A 19,822-nucleotide genomic window follows, 5' to 3' on the forward strand; every position below is an offset into this window, starting at 1 on the left:
TGTCAACTGTAAACTATTTAAAATCTCCCCGACCTTAAAATAGAGATTACTAACCAAAACCCTAATACCACAGCTATTATATATCCTGTTACTCCAATAACTGGAAAATTGAAAAATGTAGCTCCTTTATCTGATAACATCATCAACGAGGAACCTATAATTAAAGCAGATACAATTAAAGAAACTGATAACCTATTAGTAACAATATCTAGTTTAGATATAATCTCTTTAATTCCTAAGTGTTCCAGTTTTAGGGTTAAATTCTTATCATCAATCATAGTTAAAATTTGTTGAATACTATCTGGTAATCCAGCTAAAATCTCTATTATATCTCTAACATCCCTCATCCCATTTTTAAACAAACGTTTAGGATGATATCTATTTTTAAGTAATTGATATACAAAGGGTTTTCCTATTGCTAAAATATCTAATTCTGGGGCCAATTTAGAAACAACCCCTTCTATGGTAATTAAAGACTTAGTTAATAAAATAAATTCCGAGGGTAACTTAATCTTATAACTATAGGCTATATCTAACATCCGATTAATAATAACTCCTAATTCAATATCACTTAATGTAGCTCCATAATAATCATCAATTAATTTATAAAAATCCCGTTGTAATTCTTGACAATTTATTTCATTAGTTACTACCCCTAACTTTAGCAATTCTTTAACTGCTCTTTGAGCATCCTTTCTGATTAAAGAAATAAATAAGCTAGCAATTGCCTCTCTATCTACTCTACTTAACTGGCCTACCAATCCAAAATCAATCAAAGCTAATTTATTATCAGGTGTAATAATTATATTACCAGGATGAGGGTCCCCATGAAAGAAGCCATCAATTAAAGTCTGCTTCATAAATGATCTAGTTATTATTTTAGCCATTTCTTCTCTAGTTGACTTACTACCTAACTCTCCTATTTTCTTTCCTGCAATATACTCCATAGTTAACATCCGTCTAGTAGTTAATTCCCAGACAGGATCAGCTACTCCTACTTTTACTTCTTCAGCAAAATTCTTCTTAAATTTAGTTGAGTTACGAGCTTCAATTCTATAATCTAGCTCTCGTTTGATTAATTCAGAAAAATTATCTACTATTTCTACAGGACTAATTAAAGCTTGAGTAAATAATCTTTTTTCTAACATCTGGGCCAAGTTCTTCATAATCTCTAGATCGGTTTCAACTTTACTTTCAATATCTACCCGTTGTACCTTAACTACTACCTGCTCTCCATTATTTAAAGTTCCCTGATGGACTTGACCAATTGAAGCAGAAGCTAAAGGAATAGCAGACAAGGTAGTAAAGTAATTATGATAACTTCCACCTAACTCCTCTTCAACCCTCTTTACTACTTGTTCAAAATCCATAGGTGGTACTTCTTCTTGTAACTTCTCTAACTCTTCTATATAACTTCGTGGTAATAAATCAGGTCTTGTACTAAGTAATTGACCTAATTTAATAAAGGTTGGCCCTAATTCTTCTAATACTTTTCTAATCCTAATTGCTCTTGTATCTTTAGGTGGTTTAGATGAATCAAGTTTCTTTAGTCTTTTAGTTAATGGGACAAGGTGATATAAATCCATTACTTCCACTAAATAACCAAAACCATGTTTAATTAAAACTTCTACTATTTCTCGATAGCGTTTGATATGTCTATAACCTCGGGTTATTCCTTTTAACATTTAATCCACCATCCTAAAAAATAATCATTAGTAACCAACTAATCATCACTAATGAAATAAAAAACGAAATTGTTGAACCACCTAGTTGGCCTATAATAGTACCCAAACCTATTTTAATAGCTTTTTTCAGTTCTTGACCAGTTGCTATCTCTACTAATATTGCTCCTATTAAAGGGCCAATTACCACTCCTAAGGGGCCTAAAATAAAAGGAGCTAGTATCAAACCACCTACTGCTCCTAATATTCCATACTTACTCCCCCCAAAATATTTAGCACCTATTACACTAAAAAAACGCTCACTTAATTCAGCTAGTCCACTTAGAATTATTAAACCTACTACCAATTGCCAACCTATTAAATTCCAACCAGTAATCCAGCCATAAATAATAGCACCTAAAAGAATTAAAGGAGTGCCAGGAAGCCCAGGCACTAAAGTCCCTAACACCCCTAAACTTGAAATTATAACTACAACTATTTTAAGTGTCATCAACTTCTATACCTTTCTTATTCTCTCCATTATTTTGTAATTTCTTCTCTAAAGCTTTTACTTGTAACTCTAAATTTCTAACCCGTTCTTCCAATTGATTAACTCGCTCTTCATTTTGCAAACTACCCTTTAACTCTTCTTTTACTTTCTCTTTCATAGTCTCTCTTTGTTTTTGAGCATCAGCAATCATTTGATCTACAAACTCAGCTGCTTCTTCTCGACTCATCTTACCTTGTTCAACTAGATCATCAACCAACTCAGTCAACTTATCTTTAGTCAAGAATAATGCTCCTAACCCAGTAACCATTAATTCTCTAAATACTTTTTTCATCTTTTCACCTCCACTATAAAACTATTATATCACATCAACTAATTATTCCCAACTAACTCCAATTTCATGATTCAAAATTAAAAATAATTAAAAAACCCCAGTCTATATAGACTGAGGCACTAAAAATTATATTTTCATCTTCATCTCATCTTTCTTATGCCAAGCTACTAAAAGAGGACTCGCTATAAAAATAGAAGAATAAGTTCCTGCTAACATCCCAATCAATAAAGCAATCATAAAGTTTTGGATAGTAGCTCCACCTAACAATAATATAGCTAAAATTGGTAACAAAGTAGTTACCGAAGTATTAATAGAACGAGGCAGTGTCTCTACTATCGCTTGATTATTTAATTGAGCAAATGTCTCCCGCTTTCTAAATTTCATTTTTTCTCTAATTCTATCAAAGATAATAATTGTATCATTAATTGAATACCCTACAACAGTTAAAACTGCTGCTACAAAAGGACTATTAATCTCATAACCTAATAAAGAAAAAGCCCCCATGACAATTAAAACATCATGTAATAAAGCTAGTATAGCAACAATTGAGAATCTAAATTGGAATCTGAAACTAATATAAGCTACTATTGCTAAGGAAGCTACTAATAAAGCCCAACCAGCTTTGGCCCTTAATTCTCGACCGATAGTAGGGCCAACCATTGCCGTTTGTAACATCTTAGCTGAAGAATACTTCTTTTCAATCCTTTCTTGAAGTGCTAACATCGTATCACTGTCTAACTTTTTGGTTCTAATTAAAATTCCCTTTTTTCCTGTTTTTTGAACAACACTTTTCTTATCTAAATTAAAATCAACTAGAATTTCTCTAATTCCTTTAATTGTAGCTTTCTCTTTAAAAGTAAACTCCATTATTGTTCCACCAGCAAAATCTATTCCCAAATTCATTCCTTGTAATAATATTGAGATTAAACCAATAGCAATTATAATACCTGAAACCACAAACCATGACTTTCTATTTTCTATAATATTCACACCACTTACCCCCTTGACCAACCGAGAAGTTTATCCTGCTGTAATAAATCATTATCTAAAGCTAAATTAAATAACATTCTAGTTACTACAATTGCAGTAAACATACTAGCTAAAATACCAATACTTAAAGTAATAGCAAATCCTCTAATAGTACCAGTACCAAAATAACCTAAAGTCGCTGCTGTAATTAAAGTAGTTACATTAGAATCAAAAATAGTCCTAAAGGCTCGACTAAATCCTGCCTGAACTGAAGCTTTAATACTTTTACCAGCTTGATATTCATATTTGACTCGTTCAAAGATAACAACATTAGCATCCACAGCCATCCCAATTGATAGCAACAAACCAGCAATCCCAGGTAGTGTTAAAGTAGCATTTAAACCAGCTAAAGTACCTAATACGATTACTGAATAAAAAACTAAAGCAATTGAAGCTAAAAAACCTGGTACCCGATACATAATAGTCATAAAAATTACAATTAAAGATAGACCAATAATTCCTGCTTTAATACTTTTATTTATAGATATTTGACCTAATGTAGGGCCAACTGTTCTACTTTCAATTACCTTAACTGGTACTGGTAAAGCTCCCGCTCTAAGTAATAAAGCAACCTCTTGTGCTTCTTTAAGATTTTTAAAGCCTGTAATACTAGCTTGTCCACCAGTAATAGGTTCTTTAACATTAGGATTAGTTAATAAACGTTCATCTAAATATATTCCGATCCGCTCTCCAACATGATTTCTAGTAATTTGAGCAAACTTGCTAGCCCCTACATCATTAAATTTAATCTTAATAATTGGTTGATTAAATTGTCCACCATAACCTGCATTAGCTTCTTGTAAGTACTCTCCACTCATTAGTACATTTCCAGCTTCATCCTTAAATTTCAACTGAGCTGTTCTACCAATTGTTTGAATAGCCTGATTAGGATTATCAATACCAGGTAATTGAACAATAATTCTTCTCTCTCCCTGACGCTGGATTAATGGTTCAGTAAGTCCCATTTCATTAACCCGACGGCTAATAACACTCATAACCCGCTGCATGGCATTATCATCTACTTTAGAACCTGCAGTAGATTGAGCTTCTAATACAACATGAGTTCCACCCTGTAAATCAAGTCCTAATTTAATACTTTCATTTAATGGATAAAGAAAAGATGCTGCTAGTAATAGTAGAACTATTATGCTAAATATCTTCCAGAACTTCTTTTGTTTCCAGTTCATATCTGTTTCCCCTTTCTTATTTCTATTCCCCTTTAAGTTAAACAATAACATACTTATTATATCTTTTCTAGAGGTGATTTGTCAATTAATTACTTCATCTACAATTTAAGCTTAAAATACAATATGCTCCATAATTAATTTACAGGGGAAACTACTCTCCTATAAAATTTGTGCTCCATTAATAATTAAATGAAATTTACAATCTAAAACTTCTGCTGCTTTTCTACATAGCATCATTCTATCTAAAAATATTTCAAAATACTCCATTACTAAACTTATTTCTGTATCTATTTCAACATTTAATGTAATAGTCTCTTCCTTTTTATTTACTATTAAATCTGAACCCTTAGCAGCATAATTAACCCGATCATGAATATCAAAAGTTGCAAAATCTTTATTTCTAACTCGAGTATGATGTACATCAGATTTATCAGCAATAATTAATGCAGCAGTTATAGCATTAACTGGTGCTCCGTCTTTATGGTCATGATTCCCAACTGCCCCCATAATTGTTGCAATCTCATCATAGCAAACATCTTTTTGATTTAATATCCTTTCTACTAATAAAGCTGAGTAGTGGCCGTGATTCTCCCGGTTGATTAGATTACCAATATCATGTAAATAACCGGCAATCTGGGCCAATTCTATTTTACGTTGGGGATAATTTAACTTTTCTAGTATTCTACCGGCTACTTCAGAAACTAATCCAGCATGACGAAATCCATGTTCTGTATAACCTAACTTATCTAGTTGTTGATTAGCATTTTTTATATAGGATTTAATTCGCTCATTATCTTTAATTTCTTGTAGCGTTATTTTAGACATCTTACCACTCCTTTACTTATCTTTAGTATAATAAAATTTTACTAACCTATTCAAGCAAATCAAAAATAAAGATACCTCGCAGATCAAAATCCGCGAGGTACATTTTTACTATTTGTTAGCCGTTAATTTAGGATAAATAGTATCATTTATAATCCTTATATCAGTTAGTGGCCAATAAACCCAAAAAGCTTGGCCCACGATTGCATCATAAGAAACATATCCTACCAAAGAAGTCATTCTACTATCTGTACTATGATTTCGATTATCTCCCATTACAAACACATGCTTTTTAGGTACTTTATATGGTCCATAATTACCATACATTGGCTCTAAAATATAATCCTCTTTGACTGCATGGTCATTTATAAATAAATTCCCTGCAACAATCTCTATTTTATCACCCGGAAGACCAATTACCCGTTTAATATACTTTCGACTAGGATCACCTTTTGGTTCAAAAACAACAATGTCTCCTCGTTCAGGCGCACGAAAATTATAAATGAATTTATTTACAAACAAACGTTCGCCATCATGTAAAGTATTATCCATTGAGTGTCCTTGAACAATAAATGATTGTACAATAAAAGTTATAATAAAGAAAGCTAGAACTCCAGCAATAATTATTGATTCTATAATTTCTTTAACTTCTTGTTTATTTATCACTCTTTCGCCCTCCTGCTTATTCTTCTGCTCCTTTTGTTACTTCTTGTTTATCTAATCCACGAATGGCATTACGAGTAATATCAATCTTTACTTCAGGAGCAATTTTTATCTCTAGATCATTATCTCTAAGCTCAGTAATCATACCCTTAATTCCACCAATCGTTATAATCTTATCTCCTCTTTCTAAATTAGATAACATTTCTTGATGCTGTTGTTGCTTTTGCTTCTGTGGTCTTACAAATAAGAACCAAAATACTCCAAACATAATAACCCAAGGCGCTAAACTCATTAATATCTTCAAATTAACTCCTCCTTAAATTGGTCTGCTTATAACTATATATATTCGTGAGAAAGGTGTGATTTCCTTTCTTTTTCAATAGTTTCTATTCTTCCAATCCGTACTTTTTATAAAACTGGGCTCTATATTCTAAGAACCTATCTTCCTTAATGGCTTGTCTTATCTTTTCCATCATATCTAATAGAAAATAAAGATTATGATAAGTAGTTAACCGTAATCCTAAAATTTCATTACGCTTAATCAAATGTCTAATATAACCTCTCGTATAATTATTGCACACATAACAATCACATTCATGATCTAAAGGGGTAAAATCCTTTTTAAACTTAGCATTACGAATTGTTATCCGACCATGACTAGTAAATACAGCTCCATTTCTAGCAATTCGAGTAGGAAAGACACAATCAAACATATCTACTCCACGCATGACCCCTTCAAATAGATCAAATGGAGTTCCTACTCCCATTAAATAACGTGGTTTATCCTCTGGTAACAAATCAGGAGCATAATCAAGAACTTCTAACATCTCTTCTTTTGGTTCTCCTACACTTAAACCACCAATAGCATAACCTGGTAGATCAAATTGAGTTATTTGTTGAGCACTTTCTTCTCTTAAATCACGATACATTCCACCTTGCATAATTCCAAATAAAGCCTGATCATCTCTAGTATGAGCTGCAATACATCTCTCCAACCACCTTGTTGTTCTCTCTAATGAATTCTTGACATAATCTCTTTTAGCTGGATAGGGAGCACATTCATCAAAAGCCATGATTATATCGGCTCCTAAACTCATTTGAATCTCAATTGACTTTTCAGGGCTAATAAAGTGTTTAGAACCATCAAGATGAGATTGAAAAGTAACTCCTTTCTCTGTGATTTCATTTAAATCACCTAAACTAAAAACTTGAAATCCTCCACTATCAGTTAAAATAGGGTGCTCCCAATTCATAAACTCATGTAACCCACCTGCTTCTTCTATTAATTCATGACCTGGGCGTAGATATAAATGATAAGTATTACTTAAAATGATTTGTGATTTAATTTCCTCTAGTTCTTCTGGACTCATGCTTTTTACTGTAGCTTTAGTTCCTACTGGCATAAAGATTGGAGTATCAATCTTCCCATGAGGTGTTGATAATTCTCCCACCCGTGCTTTAGTATCACAACAATTCTTTTTTAATTTATATTCAAATGACATCTTAGTGCCTCCATTCTTTTAATTTATATGATCAACATTCCATCTCCTAGACTATAAAATCTATATTCTTCTTCAATGGCCCTTTGATAAGCAGTTAAAATTCTACTTTTTCCTGCTAAAGCAGCTACCATCATAATCAATGTCGATTGGGGTAGATGAAAGTTAGTAATTAGAGCATCAATAGCTTTAAAATTATAACCAGGATAAATAAAAATATCTGTCCAGCCTTTTTTAGCCTCTATCTGACCATCTTCACTAACTACTGTCTCTAAAGTTCGAGTTGTTGTTGTTCCTACTGCAAAAACTCGCTTACCCTTTTTCTTGGTTTGATTAATCAACTGCGCCGTTTCTTGTGAAACCTCATAGTACTCAGAATGCATATCATGCTCTTCTACATCATCCACTTTTACCGGTCTAAAGGTTCCTAAGCCTACATGTAAAGTAACATCAGCAATCTTAACCCCTTTATCTTTTATCTGTTGTAATAATCTATCTGTAAAATGTAAACCAGCTGTAGGAGCTGCTGCTGCACCTCTATTTTTAGCATATACGGTTTGATATTTTTCTGGATTATCTAACTCTTCTTTTATATAAGGAGGTAGGGGCATACTTCCTAATTCATCTAATATTTCTTCAAATATACCATCATGCTCAAATTCAACTATTCGTCCTCCAAAATCAGTCTTATCCTTTACTTCAGCAATTAATTTTCCTTCTCCAAATACTATTCTCGTTCCTACTTTCACTTTACCATTGGCCTTAACTAAGGTTTCCCAGGTATCTAGTTTAACACGATTTAGTAGTAGAAATTCTACTTTACCACCTGTCTTTTCTTTATTTCCAAATAACCTAGCAGGAATAACTTTAGTATTATTACGAACTAAAAGATCTCCTGGTTCAAAATAATCAATTATATTTTTAAAAACTTCCTCCTTAATTTCATCTTTTTGACGATCAACAACCATTAGTCTTGATTCATCTCGTGGTTCAACTGGTTGTTGAGCAATTAACTCTTCTGGTAAATCAAAATCAAATTCTTCTACTTTCATTTCAGTTCCTCCAAACATTTATTATTTTTAAAAAAGACTATCTTCTTCCTCAAAATTATAATTGAAATGTTGATAAGCCAATTTGGTAGCTTTTCTACCTCTAGGAGTTCTATTTAAAAAACCTAACTGTAATAAATAAGGTTCGTAAACATCTTCAATAGTCTCTTCTTCTTCATTAATTGCTGCTGCTAAAGTGGATACCCCCACTGGGCCACCACTAAACTTTTCTATAATTGTTGATAAAATCTTACGATCAATTCTATCTAAGCCAAGTTCATCTACTTCTAATCTAGATAAAGATTCTTGAGCAATTTTTTTAGTAATAATACCTTCACCTTCTATTTGTGCAAAATCCCTCACCCGTTTCAAAAAACGATTAGCAATTCTAGGAGTTCCTCGTGATCTACGGGCAATCTCATAAGCTCCTTCTTCCTCTATTCCTACTTCTAGTACTTTAGCAGCTCTGATTACAATTTGGGCCAACTCTTCCTTATCATAAAAACTCAATCTACTTAATACACCAAATCTATCCCGTAAAGGTGAAGTTAAACTTCCTGCTTTAGTGGTAGCTCCAACTAATGTAAAAGGAGGTAAATCTAATCTTACTGAACGGGCATTTGGCCCATTCCCCACCACTATATCTAGGGCATAATCCTCCATAGCAGGATATAAAATTTCTTCTATCATCCGATTTAAACGATGTATCTCATCAATAAATAATACATCATTTGGCTTTAAATTAGTTAGTACAGCTGCTAAATCTCCTGGCTTCTCAATTGCTGGTCCAGAAGTTATTTTAATTTCTACTCCCATTTCATTAGCAATAATATTAGCTAAAGTAGTCTTTCCTAAGCCAGGTGGTCCAGATAATAATACATGGTCTAATGATTCTCCTCTTTTTTTAGCTGCTTGAATAAAAATCTTTAAATTCTCTTTAACTTTCTGTTGACCAATATACTCTACAAATCTTTTCGGGCGCAAATTCAAATCTAAATCATCTAATCTACGGTCAGGAGATACAAATCTTTCTTCCATCTTTCAACCTCCTACATCAACTATTGACTTAAGTACTGTAAACCTTCTTTAATAATTTCTTCTACTTCTAAATCTTGCTTCTCTTTTGCTATTTTTGTTACAGCTTCCCGAGCACTTCTTTTATTATAACCTAGATTTACTAAACCATTAACTGCATCATTAATTTGACCTTGATTGACTAATTGCTCTCTAGAATTTGTAATATCATTAATTTCTACCTTTTCTTGTAACTCTAAAATTAAACGCTTAGCTGTTTTATTACCAATTCCTTTGGCTTGTTTTAAGGTTTTAACTTCTCCGTTAATAACCGCTAATTTAAACTCTCTAACTGTCATAGTACCCAAAATACTTAAAGAGGCCTTAGGGCCAATTTTAGATACACTAAGTAACCTTTCAAATAACTCTAATTCTTCTAAAGTAGAAAAACCGTATAATTTAATTGCATCTTCACGAACATAAGTATAGATATGTAATTCAACTTCACTTCCTATTGTTAAGCCATCTTGTAAACTAGCTGGTAAATAAACTTTATACCCTACCCCATCTACTTTCACTACTACATATTCTATTCCTTGACGTAGTAAATCTCCACATAAGTAAGCTATCATCTCTGCTATCCTCCCTTACACTTCCAAAAGAAAAAAACAGCCACTTAAAGACTGTTTTAGATCACCATCTTAATCTGTGGCACTAGCAAATCCTTCTAAATACTTTAATAACTCTTCTTCATCTTCAACTTCTATCCCCATCTGTAAAGCCTTAACATCCTGTTGTGAAAGTTGGTCAACCGGAATATCCTTTTTAATCTCTACTACTTCATGCTTCCCTAAAATATCACCACGATAAACTGCAACATAGCCATCCTTAAGACTAAGAAATAATTTATCAGGGATCTCTTCCTTAGAATCTTTTTCTTCTTTACTTTTAATTATATCTTCAGGCTTTATTGTTTTAGCTTCTTTAGTATTAATCTCAATTACTACTTGTTTAGAATTAAACTCTACAATTTGTCCTTTAGTTAAACGATTAGCTAACTCATCTTGAGACAACCCAGCCCAAGAACTATTAACCTTTTGCTGATTGACTATTTTATCCTTCATCTTAGAATTAGCTACTTTTAATATTAATTCTGTATTTAAATCAATTTCTAGTTTATCTTTACTTAATTGTTGATTTAATTTAGGCTCTTGTTGATCAATCTTTTTTTGTTCCTGTTTAATTAAATCTTTAATCTGTTGATTTGAGTTGTGGTTGGGTTCTTTTACTTTAGACTTTGGCCCTTTTTTACTTTTATCACCAAAATAAGTAGCACCTAATCCCCCTAAAGTATAATAGGTTATAACTGCCATTATAATTGTTAGAATTACTGTTATTACTATAGCTCTAACAGGTTTCATTTTACCCCCTCCAACCTTTACCCTTATTATTAACTAACTAAAGACTTAATAAACAGTTGAAAAGGAATAATTTTAAATTTCATCACTAATTTCAGCTATTACATCTTCTGAAAGATTAAAATTTGCATAAACATCCTGAATGTCATCATGATCTTCTAACTTATCCATTAATTTTAATACTTTCTTAGCATCATCGGGATCATCTAAAGTTATCTCATTATCAGGTAGCATTACTAAATCTCCAGAACTAAACTGATATCCTTCTTCTTCCATAACCTTTCTTACATCTTGTAAATCTTCTGGATTAGTTAAAATTTCAACAGTATCTTCACTAAATTTAATATCTTCTGCCCCTGCTTCTATAGCAGCCATCATTGCTTCATCTTCAACAACTTCATAATCAGAACGATCAATTATTAATTGGCCTTTTCTTTCAAACATCCAAGCTACACAACCATCTTCTCCTAAATTACCACCATGTTCAGATAATAAATGTCGCACTTCCGATACGGTACGATTTTTATTATCAGTCATTACCTCCATATATAAAGCTACTCCTGCAGGCGCATAGCCCTCATATACATAAGATTCATAATTAACACCTTCAAGCTCTCCTGTTCCTCGCTTAATTGCTCGTTCAATATTTTCTTTAGGCATATTTGCATCTTTAGCCTTTTGGATTACTAACTCTAAATCATTATTAACTTCTGGATCACCACCACCCTCTCTAGCAGCAACAGTGATCTTCTTTACCAACTTAGAGAATAACTTAGCTCGCCTTCTATCCTCTTTTTGCTTTTTATGTTTAATATTATGCCATTTAGAATGACCAGCCATCATGATTCCTCCTTATTTGAAAATATCACTTGTTTATTTTAACATATAAAAATCCTTTTTTCAATTATTTACCTATCCCTAAATAATCCTCAATTACAGTTGATTTAGGATAGGAACCTAATAGTTTATACAATGATGTCATCTTTTTTACAGCAGATAATGCTGCCTTTACTCTTGGATCTGCTCGATGGCCTTCTAAATCTATAAAAAAGATATAATCTCCTAATAGTTTTTTAGCAGGCCTAGATTCAATCCTAGTTAAATTTATATTGCGTTTAGCAAATTCATGCAATATTTTATATAAAGCTCCAGGTCGATCCATCTGAGCAGCACAAATTAAAGAAGTCTTATCATTACCTGTCTGAGATCTATCAGCTTTAGCAAGCATAACAAATCTAGTCCAATTTTCTTGATTATCTTGAATCCCTTCTTTTAATAAATTTAGTTGATAATACCTAGCTGCTCGAGCATTACCAATTGCTGCCCAATCATCTTCTAGATTCTTTAATTCTTTTACAGCCTCTGATGTGCTATTGGCTGTATGTACTTGATAATCAACTAAATTATCCTCTAAAAAAGAGCGACATTGGGCCAAGGCTTGGGGATGAGATATAACATGTTTTATCTGCTCTAAATTAATATCATTTTTTACTAATAAATTATGTTCTATAGGAATTATAATTTCATTCCTAATCTTTAAATCAAATTCTACTAATAAATCTAATGTTAAAGTTACTGACCCTTCTAAAGAATTCTCAATTGGAGTTACTGCTCCATCTACTGCACCTGCTTTAACTCCTTTAATCAAACTTTTTATATCTTGGTAAGCTAAATATTCTGTTACTTGGCCCTGATATTTTTGAGCTGCTAATTCAGTAAAGCTACCTTGGGGACCTAAAAATCCTAATCTCACTATTCTCACTCCTCACTACTTATTTATCGAACAAAAAAACAAACCTAGCATATTCTATAATATAAAGAAACTATAACACAAGGGAGGGATATTATGGTAAAAAGACAGTCTTCATATAGATATGTGACAGAAGAAAAGGATCTTCAAACTAATCCCTTTATCCTATTTTTGATCTTAATTCTATTGATATTAGCCGATCTATAAGCTTCTTGAATAAAAACAATTTAATATACTAAAAGGCATCCTTTAGGATGCCTTAGAAACCGATAATAAGCAGACCTGTAAGCCGAGTTCTGTACCTTTACAGGTAATAGTCATCCATCTAGGATAGTAGTTACCTACTATCTCAAGCAGCTAACCCGGGAAGATGAACGAGTAGCTCTTAACCTTCCCCTATTCAGCCTTGCTCCAGATGGGGTTTACCATGCGACTTTGTCACCAAAGACCCGGTGCGCTCTTACCGCACCCTTTCACCCTTACCTAATATTAATTAGGCGGTATACTCTCTGTGGCACTTTCCCGCGGATTACTCCGGCTGGGGGTTATCCAGCATCCTACTCTATGGAGCTCGGACTTTCCTCAAATATAGCATTATACTATACTTGCGACTATCTAGTCTCCTTATTATCATTATTAAATTGCAGAATTTATTATAACATGTCCTCTGGGGATTGTCAATAAAATTAAAATTAACAATTTAGTTATTTATCTACATTTATCCATTGCCTGATTAGCTAGTGCATCTGCTTCTTTATTTTCTTCTCGAGGTATATGAGTAAACTCTACTTTAGAAAAATTAGTTATTAGCTCTTTAATTTGTTGATAAAGTGGCTTTAAATTATCACTCTTTACCTTGTATTCTCCGGTCAATTGTTTAACTAGCAATTGACTATCAGCTTTTATCTCTATCTTAGCTTGAGAATAATTATCTGCTAATAACTTAAGACCTAAAATTACTGCTTTATACTCAGCAACATTATTAGTCGCTCTTCCTATATACTCAAATAACTCTTCAACTTTTTGACCATTATTATAAATCACTGCTCCTACTCCTGCTGGCCCTGGATTTCCTCGTGAGCCACCATCAGTATACATTGTTAAATTAGCCATTTTAACTTCCTCCTCACTCCACTATTTTATATAATATATAATCTCTTTTGTCAACCATATTTATTAATTTAACTTTATTTATCATATAGTATCCTCCCACAACTATTACAGGTTACCACTTCTGCATTTCCTTCAACTTTTTTAACTAATTTAATTGGCAAAGACATTCTACATCCCATACAATACCCATCCCTAAGAGCAACAACTGCTTTACCTGCCTTTTTCTCTTTTAAATGATTATACTTAATTAATAATTGATCACCTAATTTTTCTTTTAACTCTTGTCGTTGTTGGTTAAACTTTATTAATTCTTCTTTTAACTCTTGTTTAGCACTTTCTTCTTCGTTTTGTAGTTTAAGTAACCGACTTTCATTTTCGGCTATCTTTTCTTTCAAACCTAGAATTTCTTCTTCTTTAGCTTCTTCTTGCATCATTAGATCTAACAAATCCTCTTCTAACTCTTCTTTTTCTTCAGTAACTAAATCTAACTTATCAGTCAATTGCTCTAACTCTTTAGGACTGGAGTTTTCTCCACTATATAGTTGTTTTTTATAATCTTTTTCTTTTCGCTCCAATCTAGCCTCTTCAAACTCAATATCTTTAACTTTATCTTGAATATCTCCAAGTTCATCTTTCTTATTTTGCTTTTCTTTCATTAACTTAGAAATAATTTGCTCTAAATTATCTGCCTCATTTAATACTGGTTTATTATCTTTTTTCTCTTGTAATTTTTCAATTTGATCATCAATCTTTTGCAACTTATATAATAACTCTAATTTCTCCACTAAAAGCCCCCCTTAAAAATTATTAATCATAGAAAAAAGGTAGGCCACACCATGACCTACCTAAATTACCTGAAAAGGATTAGTATTAATATTAGATTCTATTACTTTTACTTCCATATTGTTAGCTGCTACTTCTTCTTTAAAATATTCTGCCAGTCCTTCTTTCATGATCTTTTCTGTTCCATAATGACCACCATCAATTAAATTCAAGTTTGCTTCTTCAGCCATTTGAGCTTGATGATATTTAATATCACCCGTAACTAAAAGATCAGCCCCTTTACTAATTGCAGTTTGAATTAGATCAGCTCCACTACCACTACATAAAGCTACTTTCTTTACTTTAGAATTTAAAGTTCCTACAACCTTAATTTGTTCTAAATCTAACTCTTCTTTTACTAATTGAGCATATTCTCCTAGACTAATAGACTCTTTTAAGTGGCCTATTCTACCTAAACCTACAGTTGGCCCTTCTTTTGCAAGAGGATAAATATCATATGCAACTTCTTCATATGGATGAGCCTTAATCATCTTATCAATTGTCTTGTTTAATTGACTTTCTAAAACAATAGTTTCTAGTTTGTATTCCTTAACTTGGTTTACTTCTCCTTTAGTACCCAAATAAGGATTAGTTCCTTCCAAAGGCTTAAATGTTCCTATTCCTGACTGTTGAAAAGTACAATGACTGTAATCACCAATATGACCTGCTCCTGCATCTGCTAGTGCCTCTCTAACTTCAGCTATTGCTGTTTCAGGAACAAATACTGCTATCTTTTTCAAATTCTCACTAGCAGTAACTTTTAATGGTTGTAGATTACTTACTCCAACCTGTTTTGCTAATAAATCATTTAAACCATTAGATGCAATATCATAATTGGTATGAGCAACATAAATAGAAATATCTTCTTTAATTGCCTTTTTAATAATCTTACCTTGTGGAGTAGCAAAGTTAATATTAGAGATCCCTTTAAAAATAAAAGGATGGTGGGTAACAATTAAATCTATGTCTGCTGCAATAGCTTCTTCTAACACATCATAATTAAGATCTAAAGCAACTAATAATTTCTCTATAGTTTGGTTAATATCTCCTAACTGTAACCCAACATTATCCCACTCTGCAGCCAAATGTGGTGCAGCTAACTCTTCTATTAGATCAATTACTTGGTGTAACTTGACAGACATTTTTTAACCTCCTGCATTTTATCAATTTTACTCTTTAAATTAATTACTTTTGGGTGATCTGGTAATTCAACAGCAATATCTTTGATAATCTTTTGCCACTTTTCTTCTAAGTTATCTAAATATGTAGATAATAAAGGATCGCCCTTTTCTATTAGTTGAGGGCCAATCTCTAATAAGAAACTATCTTCTAGCTTCATTGATCCAGGAGTAACAACAATAATTTGATAAAATTTATCATTATCTGCTACTAATGCTTCATTAATAATCTTAAAATTATTATTAACTAACCACTTACGTAATGAACCAGCTCCCGCCATAGGCTGTAAAACAATTCTATCTAAACCTTGGGCCAAATCATAATCATCACCAATAATTTGACGAATCGTTTGACCACCCATCCCAGCAATAATAGCTGTTTGCACTTCAGATTTACTCAATACCGAAAGACCGCAACCCAATCTAACATCAACCTTATCTTCAACATCTGCTTGCCTAACATGCTCTAAAGCAGCTTGATATGGTGCTCGATTACAATCACTGGCAATTATCTTAGAACAATTAGTATTCTTAGCTAAATGAATGGGGATATAAGCATGATCGGTACCAATATCAACTATACTAGTTGGAAGTTCCAGCAAAGATACTATCTTTTTTAAACGTGGTGATAATTTCATTACTTGCTCTACTCCTTATTATATTTAATATAAAATGACTAAAAAAATTCCTCTTATAGTTAATAATTTCTGGATAAAAAACTCTATTACCTTGCCCAAAACAAAATTTATTTGCAACAAATTATCATAAAAATAAAACTCCACCTATAATAGATGGAGTGATTATAATTAACTCAAATAATCCTTCAATTTCTTACTTCTACTTGGATGTCTTAATTTACGTAAAGCTTTAGCCTCAATTTGACGAATCCGTTCTCTAGTCACACCAAATTCTTTCCCTACTTCTTCTAAAGTCCGAGAACGCCCATCTCCAATGCCGAATCTAAGCTCTAAAACTCGTTTTTCTCGATCAGTTAAACTATCCATTACACCATCCAATTGCTCTTTTAATAACATTCGTGAAGCTGCTGCGGCAGGTTCAGGAGATTTCTCATCTTCTACAAAGTCACCTAAATAACTATCTTCTTCCTCTCCTATAGGAGTCTCTAATGATACAGGTTCTTGAGCAATCTTTTTAATTTCTTGTACTTTTTCTGGATTTAAATCCATTTCTTCAGCAATTTCTTCATCTGTGGGCTCACGACCTAATTCCTGAACTAAATGTCTTGTTACTCTAATTAATTTATTAATTGTTTCTACCATATGCACCGGAACTCGAATTGTTCGAGCTTGGTCTGCAATAGAACGAGTAATAGCTTGTCTAATCCACCATGTTGCATAGGTACTAAATTTATATCCTTTAGTATAATCAAACTTTTCTACTGCCTTAATCAACCCTAAATTACCTTCCTGAATTAAATCTAAAAATAACATTCCACGACCAACATATTTTTTAGCAATACTAACTACTAACCTTAAGTTAGCTGCCGCTAATTTTTGCTTAGCGTATTCCTCTCCTTCATCTTTCCTTCTAGCTAACTCTTTTTCTTCATCTGCATCTAATAATGGAACCTTACCAATCTCTTTTAGATACATTTTTACAGGATCATCAATCCCTGCCGCATCTGGAACCCCAAAATCTATCTGACTAAAATCAAATTCATCTTCATCTTCTTCCGAGTTCTCTTTATCTTTGCTATCACTATTTGACTTATTTTCTTCGTCAGCGTCTTCACTTACTACATCTATCCCTTCAGCAGCAAGTATATCATGTATCTCTTCCATTTGATCTGAATTTAAATCTACATCTGATAATATTTCCTCTACTTCCTCTTCTGTTAACTCACCTTTTTCTCTTCCTTTATTTAACAAACTACTAATTTCTTCTTGCATTGCCTGTTGTTGAACAGCCATTTAATTCCCCTCCTTTCTTAATAAACCTTGATATTTTTGGTATTCTTGTAATAACTGATCTAATTTACTAAATTCATTCTCTCTTTCAGCTTGCTTAATCCTTTGGTCTAAATTATCAATTTTCATTCTAAATTGATGCTCCTTTACCTTACTTATATGATCAAAAAACATTTTATCTAAATCCCCACTAACTACATCTTGTATCGAAAGCCTAAGTAACAATTTTTTTATTTCTTGATCGTTTATTTCCTCTAATAAATCATCTACCTTAAAATCTGTGTTAGCCTCATAAAACCTATAAATCAAAGCTATGATTTGGCGATATTTATCATCAATAAATTCATCTGGCTTTAATCTCTGTTTTAACTTAGGAATAAATTCATGATGATTAATAATTATTTGAATTAAACCCTTAATTGCACTATCATAACCACTTGTTTGAGATTTATCTAGCTCTTTTTTTAAATCATTAGTATTATTATACCTATTTTTACTCTTTATATCCTTATTCCCCTGAACTTTATACTTCCTATATTTATTAAGTTCTCTTTTTAATACCCCAATATTCTTTTCTTTAATACCTAACTTTTCTGCTACAAATCCTAAGTATTCATCTCGTTCAATTTCAATCTCAATCTGATTTAAAACTGGTAAAACATTCTTGAAAGCAGCTACCTTATCATCTATATCTTTAAATCTTTTCTCTGGTAATATACTATTTATTTTAAATTCAATTAATGGAACTGCTTGCTCAATCAATTCTTTAAACTTACTTGGCCCATTTTCATTGATAACTTCATCTGGATCCTGACCAATAGGCAATTGAATAACTTCTACAACTAATCCTTCCTTTTTTAAAATATCTAATCCTCTTAGCGTTGCCTTAGCACCTGCAGTATCAGCATCATAAGCAATATAAACTTTTTCTGCATATCTATGCAACAATTTGGCTTGTTCTTTAGTTAAGGAAGTACCTAGTGAAGCAACAACATTCTTAATTCCTGCTTGATAAGCAGTAATTACATCCGTATATCCTTCAAATATTATTGCTTCCTCCTTTTTTCTAATTGTTCTTTTAGCCAAATTAAGTCCGTACAAATGATGACTTTTATCAAAAATTGGTGTCTCAGGCGAATTAAGATACTTTGGTTTATCATCTGAACTTAATACTCTACCTCCAAACCCTATAGGTTGTCCTCGGTGATCAAAGATTGTAAAGATTATCCGATTTCTAAATCGATCATAATAACCAGAAGAGTTTTTGCGAGGAATTACCAAACCTGATTTAGCTAATATTTCTTTGGAATAATCCTTGCGACTTAAAAATTTATATAACTGCTCCCATCTATCAGGGGCAAACCCTAATCTGAATTTCTTAATTGTTTCCTCATTAAAGCCGCGGTCTAAAAAATATTGATGGCCTTGATTCCCGACCTCTGATTCTAATAATAAATAATGATAAAATTTAGTAGCTAACTTATGAACTGCAAAAATTTGCTGCTTTTTATTCCTACGCCTTTTGTCTTGAGAAGAGTCCCTTGTAGGTAAATCAATATCAGCTTTATTAGCTAAATACTCGACAGTCTCTATAAAATTCAACCCTTCAAGCCCCATTACAAAATTAAAGATATTTCCTCCTTCTCCACAGCCAAAACAATAATATAATTGTCGATCAGGATTAACATTAAATGAAGGAGTCTTTTCATTATGAAAAGGACATAAACCTATATAACTATTTCCCTGTTCTTTTAATTTCGTATACTCAGCAGCAACATCAACTAAATCATTGCTATACCTAATTTTTTCTATTAGATCTTCACTATAATAACCATGCCCCAAAATGA

At 32.4% G+C, this 19,822-nt stretch carries 21 protein-coding genes and 1 other RNA gene; all 22 read right to left on the reverse strand.

All coding sequences use genetic code 11. The features are described 5' to 3' along the window. Window positions 1-17 precede the first annotated feature (17 nt). The 22 genes from HALHA_RS09070 to dnaG all read right to left on the reverse strand — a co-directional run bounded on the left by HALHA_RS09070 (window position 18) and on the right by dnaG (window position 19,817). Entirely contained in the window at window positions 18-1,685 is a 1,668-nt protein-coding gene (locus HALHA_RS09070; RefSeq protein WP_015327478.1) for an ABC1 kinase family protein, read from the reverse strand. 13 nt (window positions 1,686-1,698) lie between these two features. Continuing rightward, entirely contained in the window at window positions 1,699-2,172 is a 474-nt protein-coding gene (locus HALHA_RS09075; protein WP_015327479.1) for a DUF456 domain-containing protein, read from the reverse strand. Beyond that, window positions 2,162-2,503, reverse strand: a complete 342-nt coding sequence (locus tag HALHA_RS09080; RefSeq protein ID WP_015327480.1) for a phasin family protein — start codon at window positions 2,501-2,503, stop codon at window positions 2,162-2,164. Before HALHA_RS09080 ends, HALHA_RS09075 begins: the two co-directional genes overlap by 11 nt. 126 nt (window positions 2,504-2,629) lie before the next feature. Next, on the reverse strand, window positions 2,630-3,493 hold the full coding sequence (gene secF, locus HALHA_RS09085) for a protein translocase subunit SecF (RefSeq protein WP_015327481.1): 864 nt from the start codon (window positions 3,491-3,493) through the stop codon (window positions 2,630-2,632). 5 nt (window positions 3,494-3,498) lie between these two features. Beyond that, the gene (gene secD, locus HALHA_RS09090) at window positions 3,499-4,719 is read right to left on the reverse strand and encodes a protein translocase subunit SecD (RefSeq protein WP_041607762.1); all 1,221 of its coding nucleotides are present in this window, start codon (window positions 4,717-4,719) and stop codon (window positions 3,499-3,501) included. A 159-nt stretch (window positions 4,720-4,878) separates the two neighbouring features. Continuing rightward, window positions 4,879-5,544 (reverse strand): HD domain-containing protein, encoded by a 666-nt coding sequence (locus HALHA_RS09095; protein ID WP_015327483.1) that lies wholly within the window; start codon window positions 5,542-5,544, stop codon window positions 4,879-4,881. A 108-nt stretch (window positions 5,545-5,652) separates the two neighbouring features. After that, window positions 5,653-6,207: a signal peptidase I gene (gene lepB, locus HALHA_RS09100; protein WP_015327484.1), complete on the reverse strand. Its 555-nt coding sequence runs from the start codon at window positions 6,205-6,207 to the stop codon at window positions 5,653-5,655. A gap of 16 nt (window positions 6,208-6,223) precedes the next feature. Beyond that, entirely contained in the window at window positions 6,224-6,508 is a 285-nt protein-coding gene (yajC, locus tag HALHA_RS09105; RefSeq protein WP_015327485.1) for a preprotein translocase subunit YajC, read from the reverse strand. A gap of 82 nt (window positions 6,509-6,590) precedes the next feature. After that, entirely contained in the window at window positions 6,591-7,706 is a 1,116-nt protein-coding gene (gene tgt, locus HALHA_RS09110) for a tRNA guanosine(34) transglycosylase Tgt (RefSeq protein WP_015327486.1), read from the reverse strand. Between the two features lie 23 nt (window positions 7,707-7,729). Continuing rightward, a complete protein-coding gene (gene queA / locus HALHA_RS09115; protein ID WP_015327487.1) occupies window positions 7,730-8,755 on the reverse strand; it encodes a tRNA preQ1(34) S-adenosylmethionine ribosyltransferase-isomerase QueA in 1,026 nt (341 codons plus the stop codon). 27 nt (window positions 8,756-8,782) lie between these two features. After that, window positions 8,783-9,790, reverse strand: coding sequence for a Holliday junction branch migration DNA helicase RuvB (gene ruvB, locus HALHA_RS09120; protein ID WP_015327488.1), 1,008 nt, complete (start codon window positions 9,788-9,790; stop codon window positions 8,783-8,785). 20 nt (window positions 9,791-9,810) lie between these two features. Further along, window positions 9,811-10,398 (reverse strand): Holliday junction branch migration protein RuvA, encoded by a 588-nt coding sequence (ruvA, locus tag HALHA_RS09125; protein WP_015327489.1) that lies wholly within the window; start codon window positions 10,396-10,398, stop codon window positions 9,811-9,813. 69 nt (window positions 10,399-10,467) lie between these two features. Continuing rightward, entirely contained in the window at window positions 10,468-11,187 is a 720-nt protein-coding gene (locus HALHA_RS09130; protein WP_015327490.1) for a BofC C-terminal domain-containing protein, read from the reverse strand. Between the two features lie 72 nt (window positions 11,188-11,259). Further along, complete coding sequence (locus HALHA_RS09135) at window positions 11,260-12,024, reverse strand: YebC/PmpR family DNA-binding transcriptional regulator (protein WP_015327491.1); 765 nt, start codon at window positions 12,022-12,024, stop codon at window positions 11,260-11,262. A gap of 64 nt (window positions 12,025-12,088) precedes the next feature. Continuing rightward, window positions 12,089-12,937, reverse strand: coding sequence for a prephenate dehydratase (gene pheA / locus HALHA_RS09140; RefSeq protein ID WP_015327492.1), 849 nt, complete (start codon window positions 12,935-12,937; stop codon window positions 12,089-12,091). A 266-nt stretch (window positions 12,938-13,203) separates the two neighbouring features. Continuing rightward, window positions 13,204-13,561: RNase P RNA component class A (rnpB, locus tag HALHA_RS13225), an RNA gene on the reverse strand. Window positions 13,562-13,642: 81 nt separating this feature from the next. Then, the gene (locus HALHA_RS09145) at window positions 13,643-14,047 is read right to left on the reverse strand and encodes a ribonuclease HI family protein (RefSeq protein WP_015327493.1); all 405 of its coding nucleotides are present in this window, start codon (window positions 14,045-14,047) and stop codon (window positions 13,643-13,645) included. 74 nt (window positions 14,048-14,121) lie between these two features. After that, window positions 14,122-14,832 (reverse strand): zinc ribbon domain-containing protein, encoded by a 711-nt coding sequence (locus HALHA_RS09150; protein WP_015327494.1) that lies wholly within the window; start codon window positions 14,830-14,832, stop codon window positions 14,122-14,124. Between the two features lie 60 nt (window positions 14,833-14,892). Further along, window positions 14,893-16,011: a Nif3-like dinuclear metal center hexameric protein gene (locus HALHA_RS09155; protein WP_015327495.1), complete on the reverse strand. Its 1,119-nt coding sequence runs from the start codon at window positions 16,009-16,011 to the stop codon at window positions 14,893-14,895. Further along, on the reverse strand, window positions 15,987-16,685 hold the full coding sequence (locus HALHA_RS09160; protein ID WP_015327496.1) for a tRNA (adenine(22)-N(1))-methyltransferase: 699 nt from the start codon (window positions 16,683-16,685) through the stop codon (window positions 15,987-15,989). The genes HALHA_RS09155 and HALHA_RS09160 overlap by 25 nt, the downstream gene beginning before the upstream one ends. 168 nt (window positions 16,686-16,853) lie before the next feature. Further along, complete coding sequence (gene rpoD / locus HALHA_RS09165) at window positions 16,854-17,978, reverse strand: RNA polymerase sigma factor RpoD (protein ID WP_015327497.1); 1,125 nt, start codon at window positions 17,976-17,978, stop codon at window positions 16,854-16,856. Then, window positions 17,979-19,817 (reverse strand): DNA primase, encoded by a 1,839-nt coding sequence (gene dnaG / locus HALHA_RS09170; protein ID WP_015327498.1) that lies wholly within the window; start codon window positions 19,815-19,817, stop codon window positions 17,979-17,981. It abuts the gene before it with no gap. Window positions 19,818-19,822 lie beyond the last annotated feature (5 nt).

Origin of the sequence: Halobacteroides halobius DSM 5150 (assembly GCF_000328625.1) — a bacterium.
Classification (GTDB): Bacteria; Bacillota; Halanaerobiia; order Halobacteroidales; family Halobacteroidaceae; genus Halobacteroides; species Halobacteroides halobius.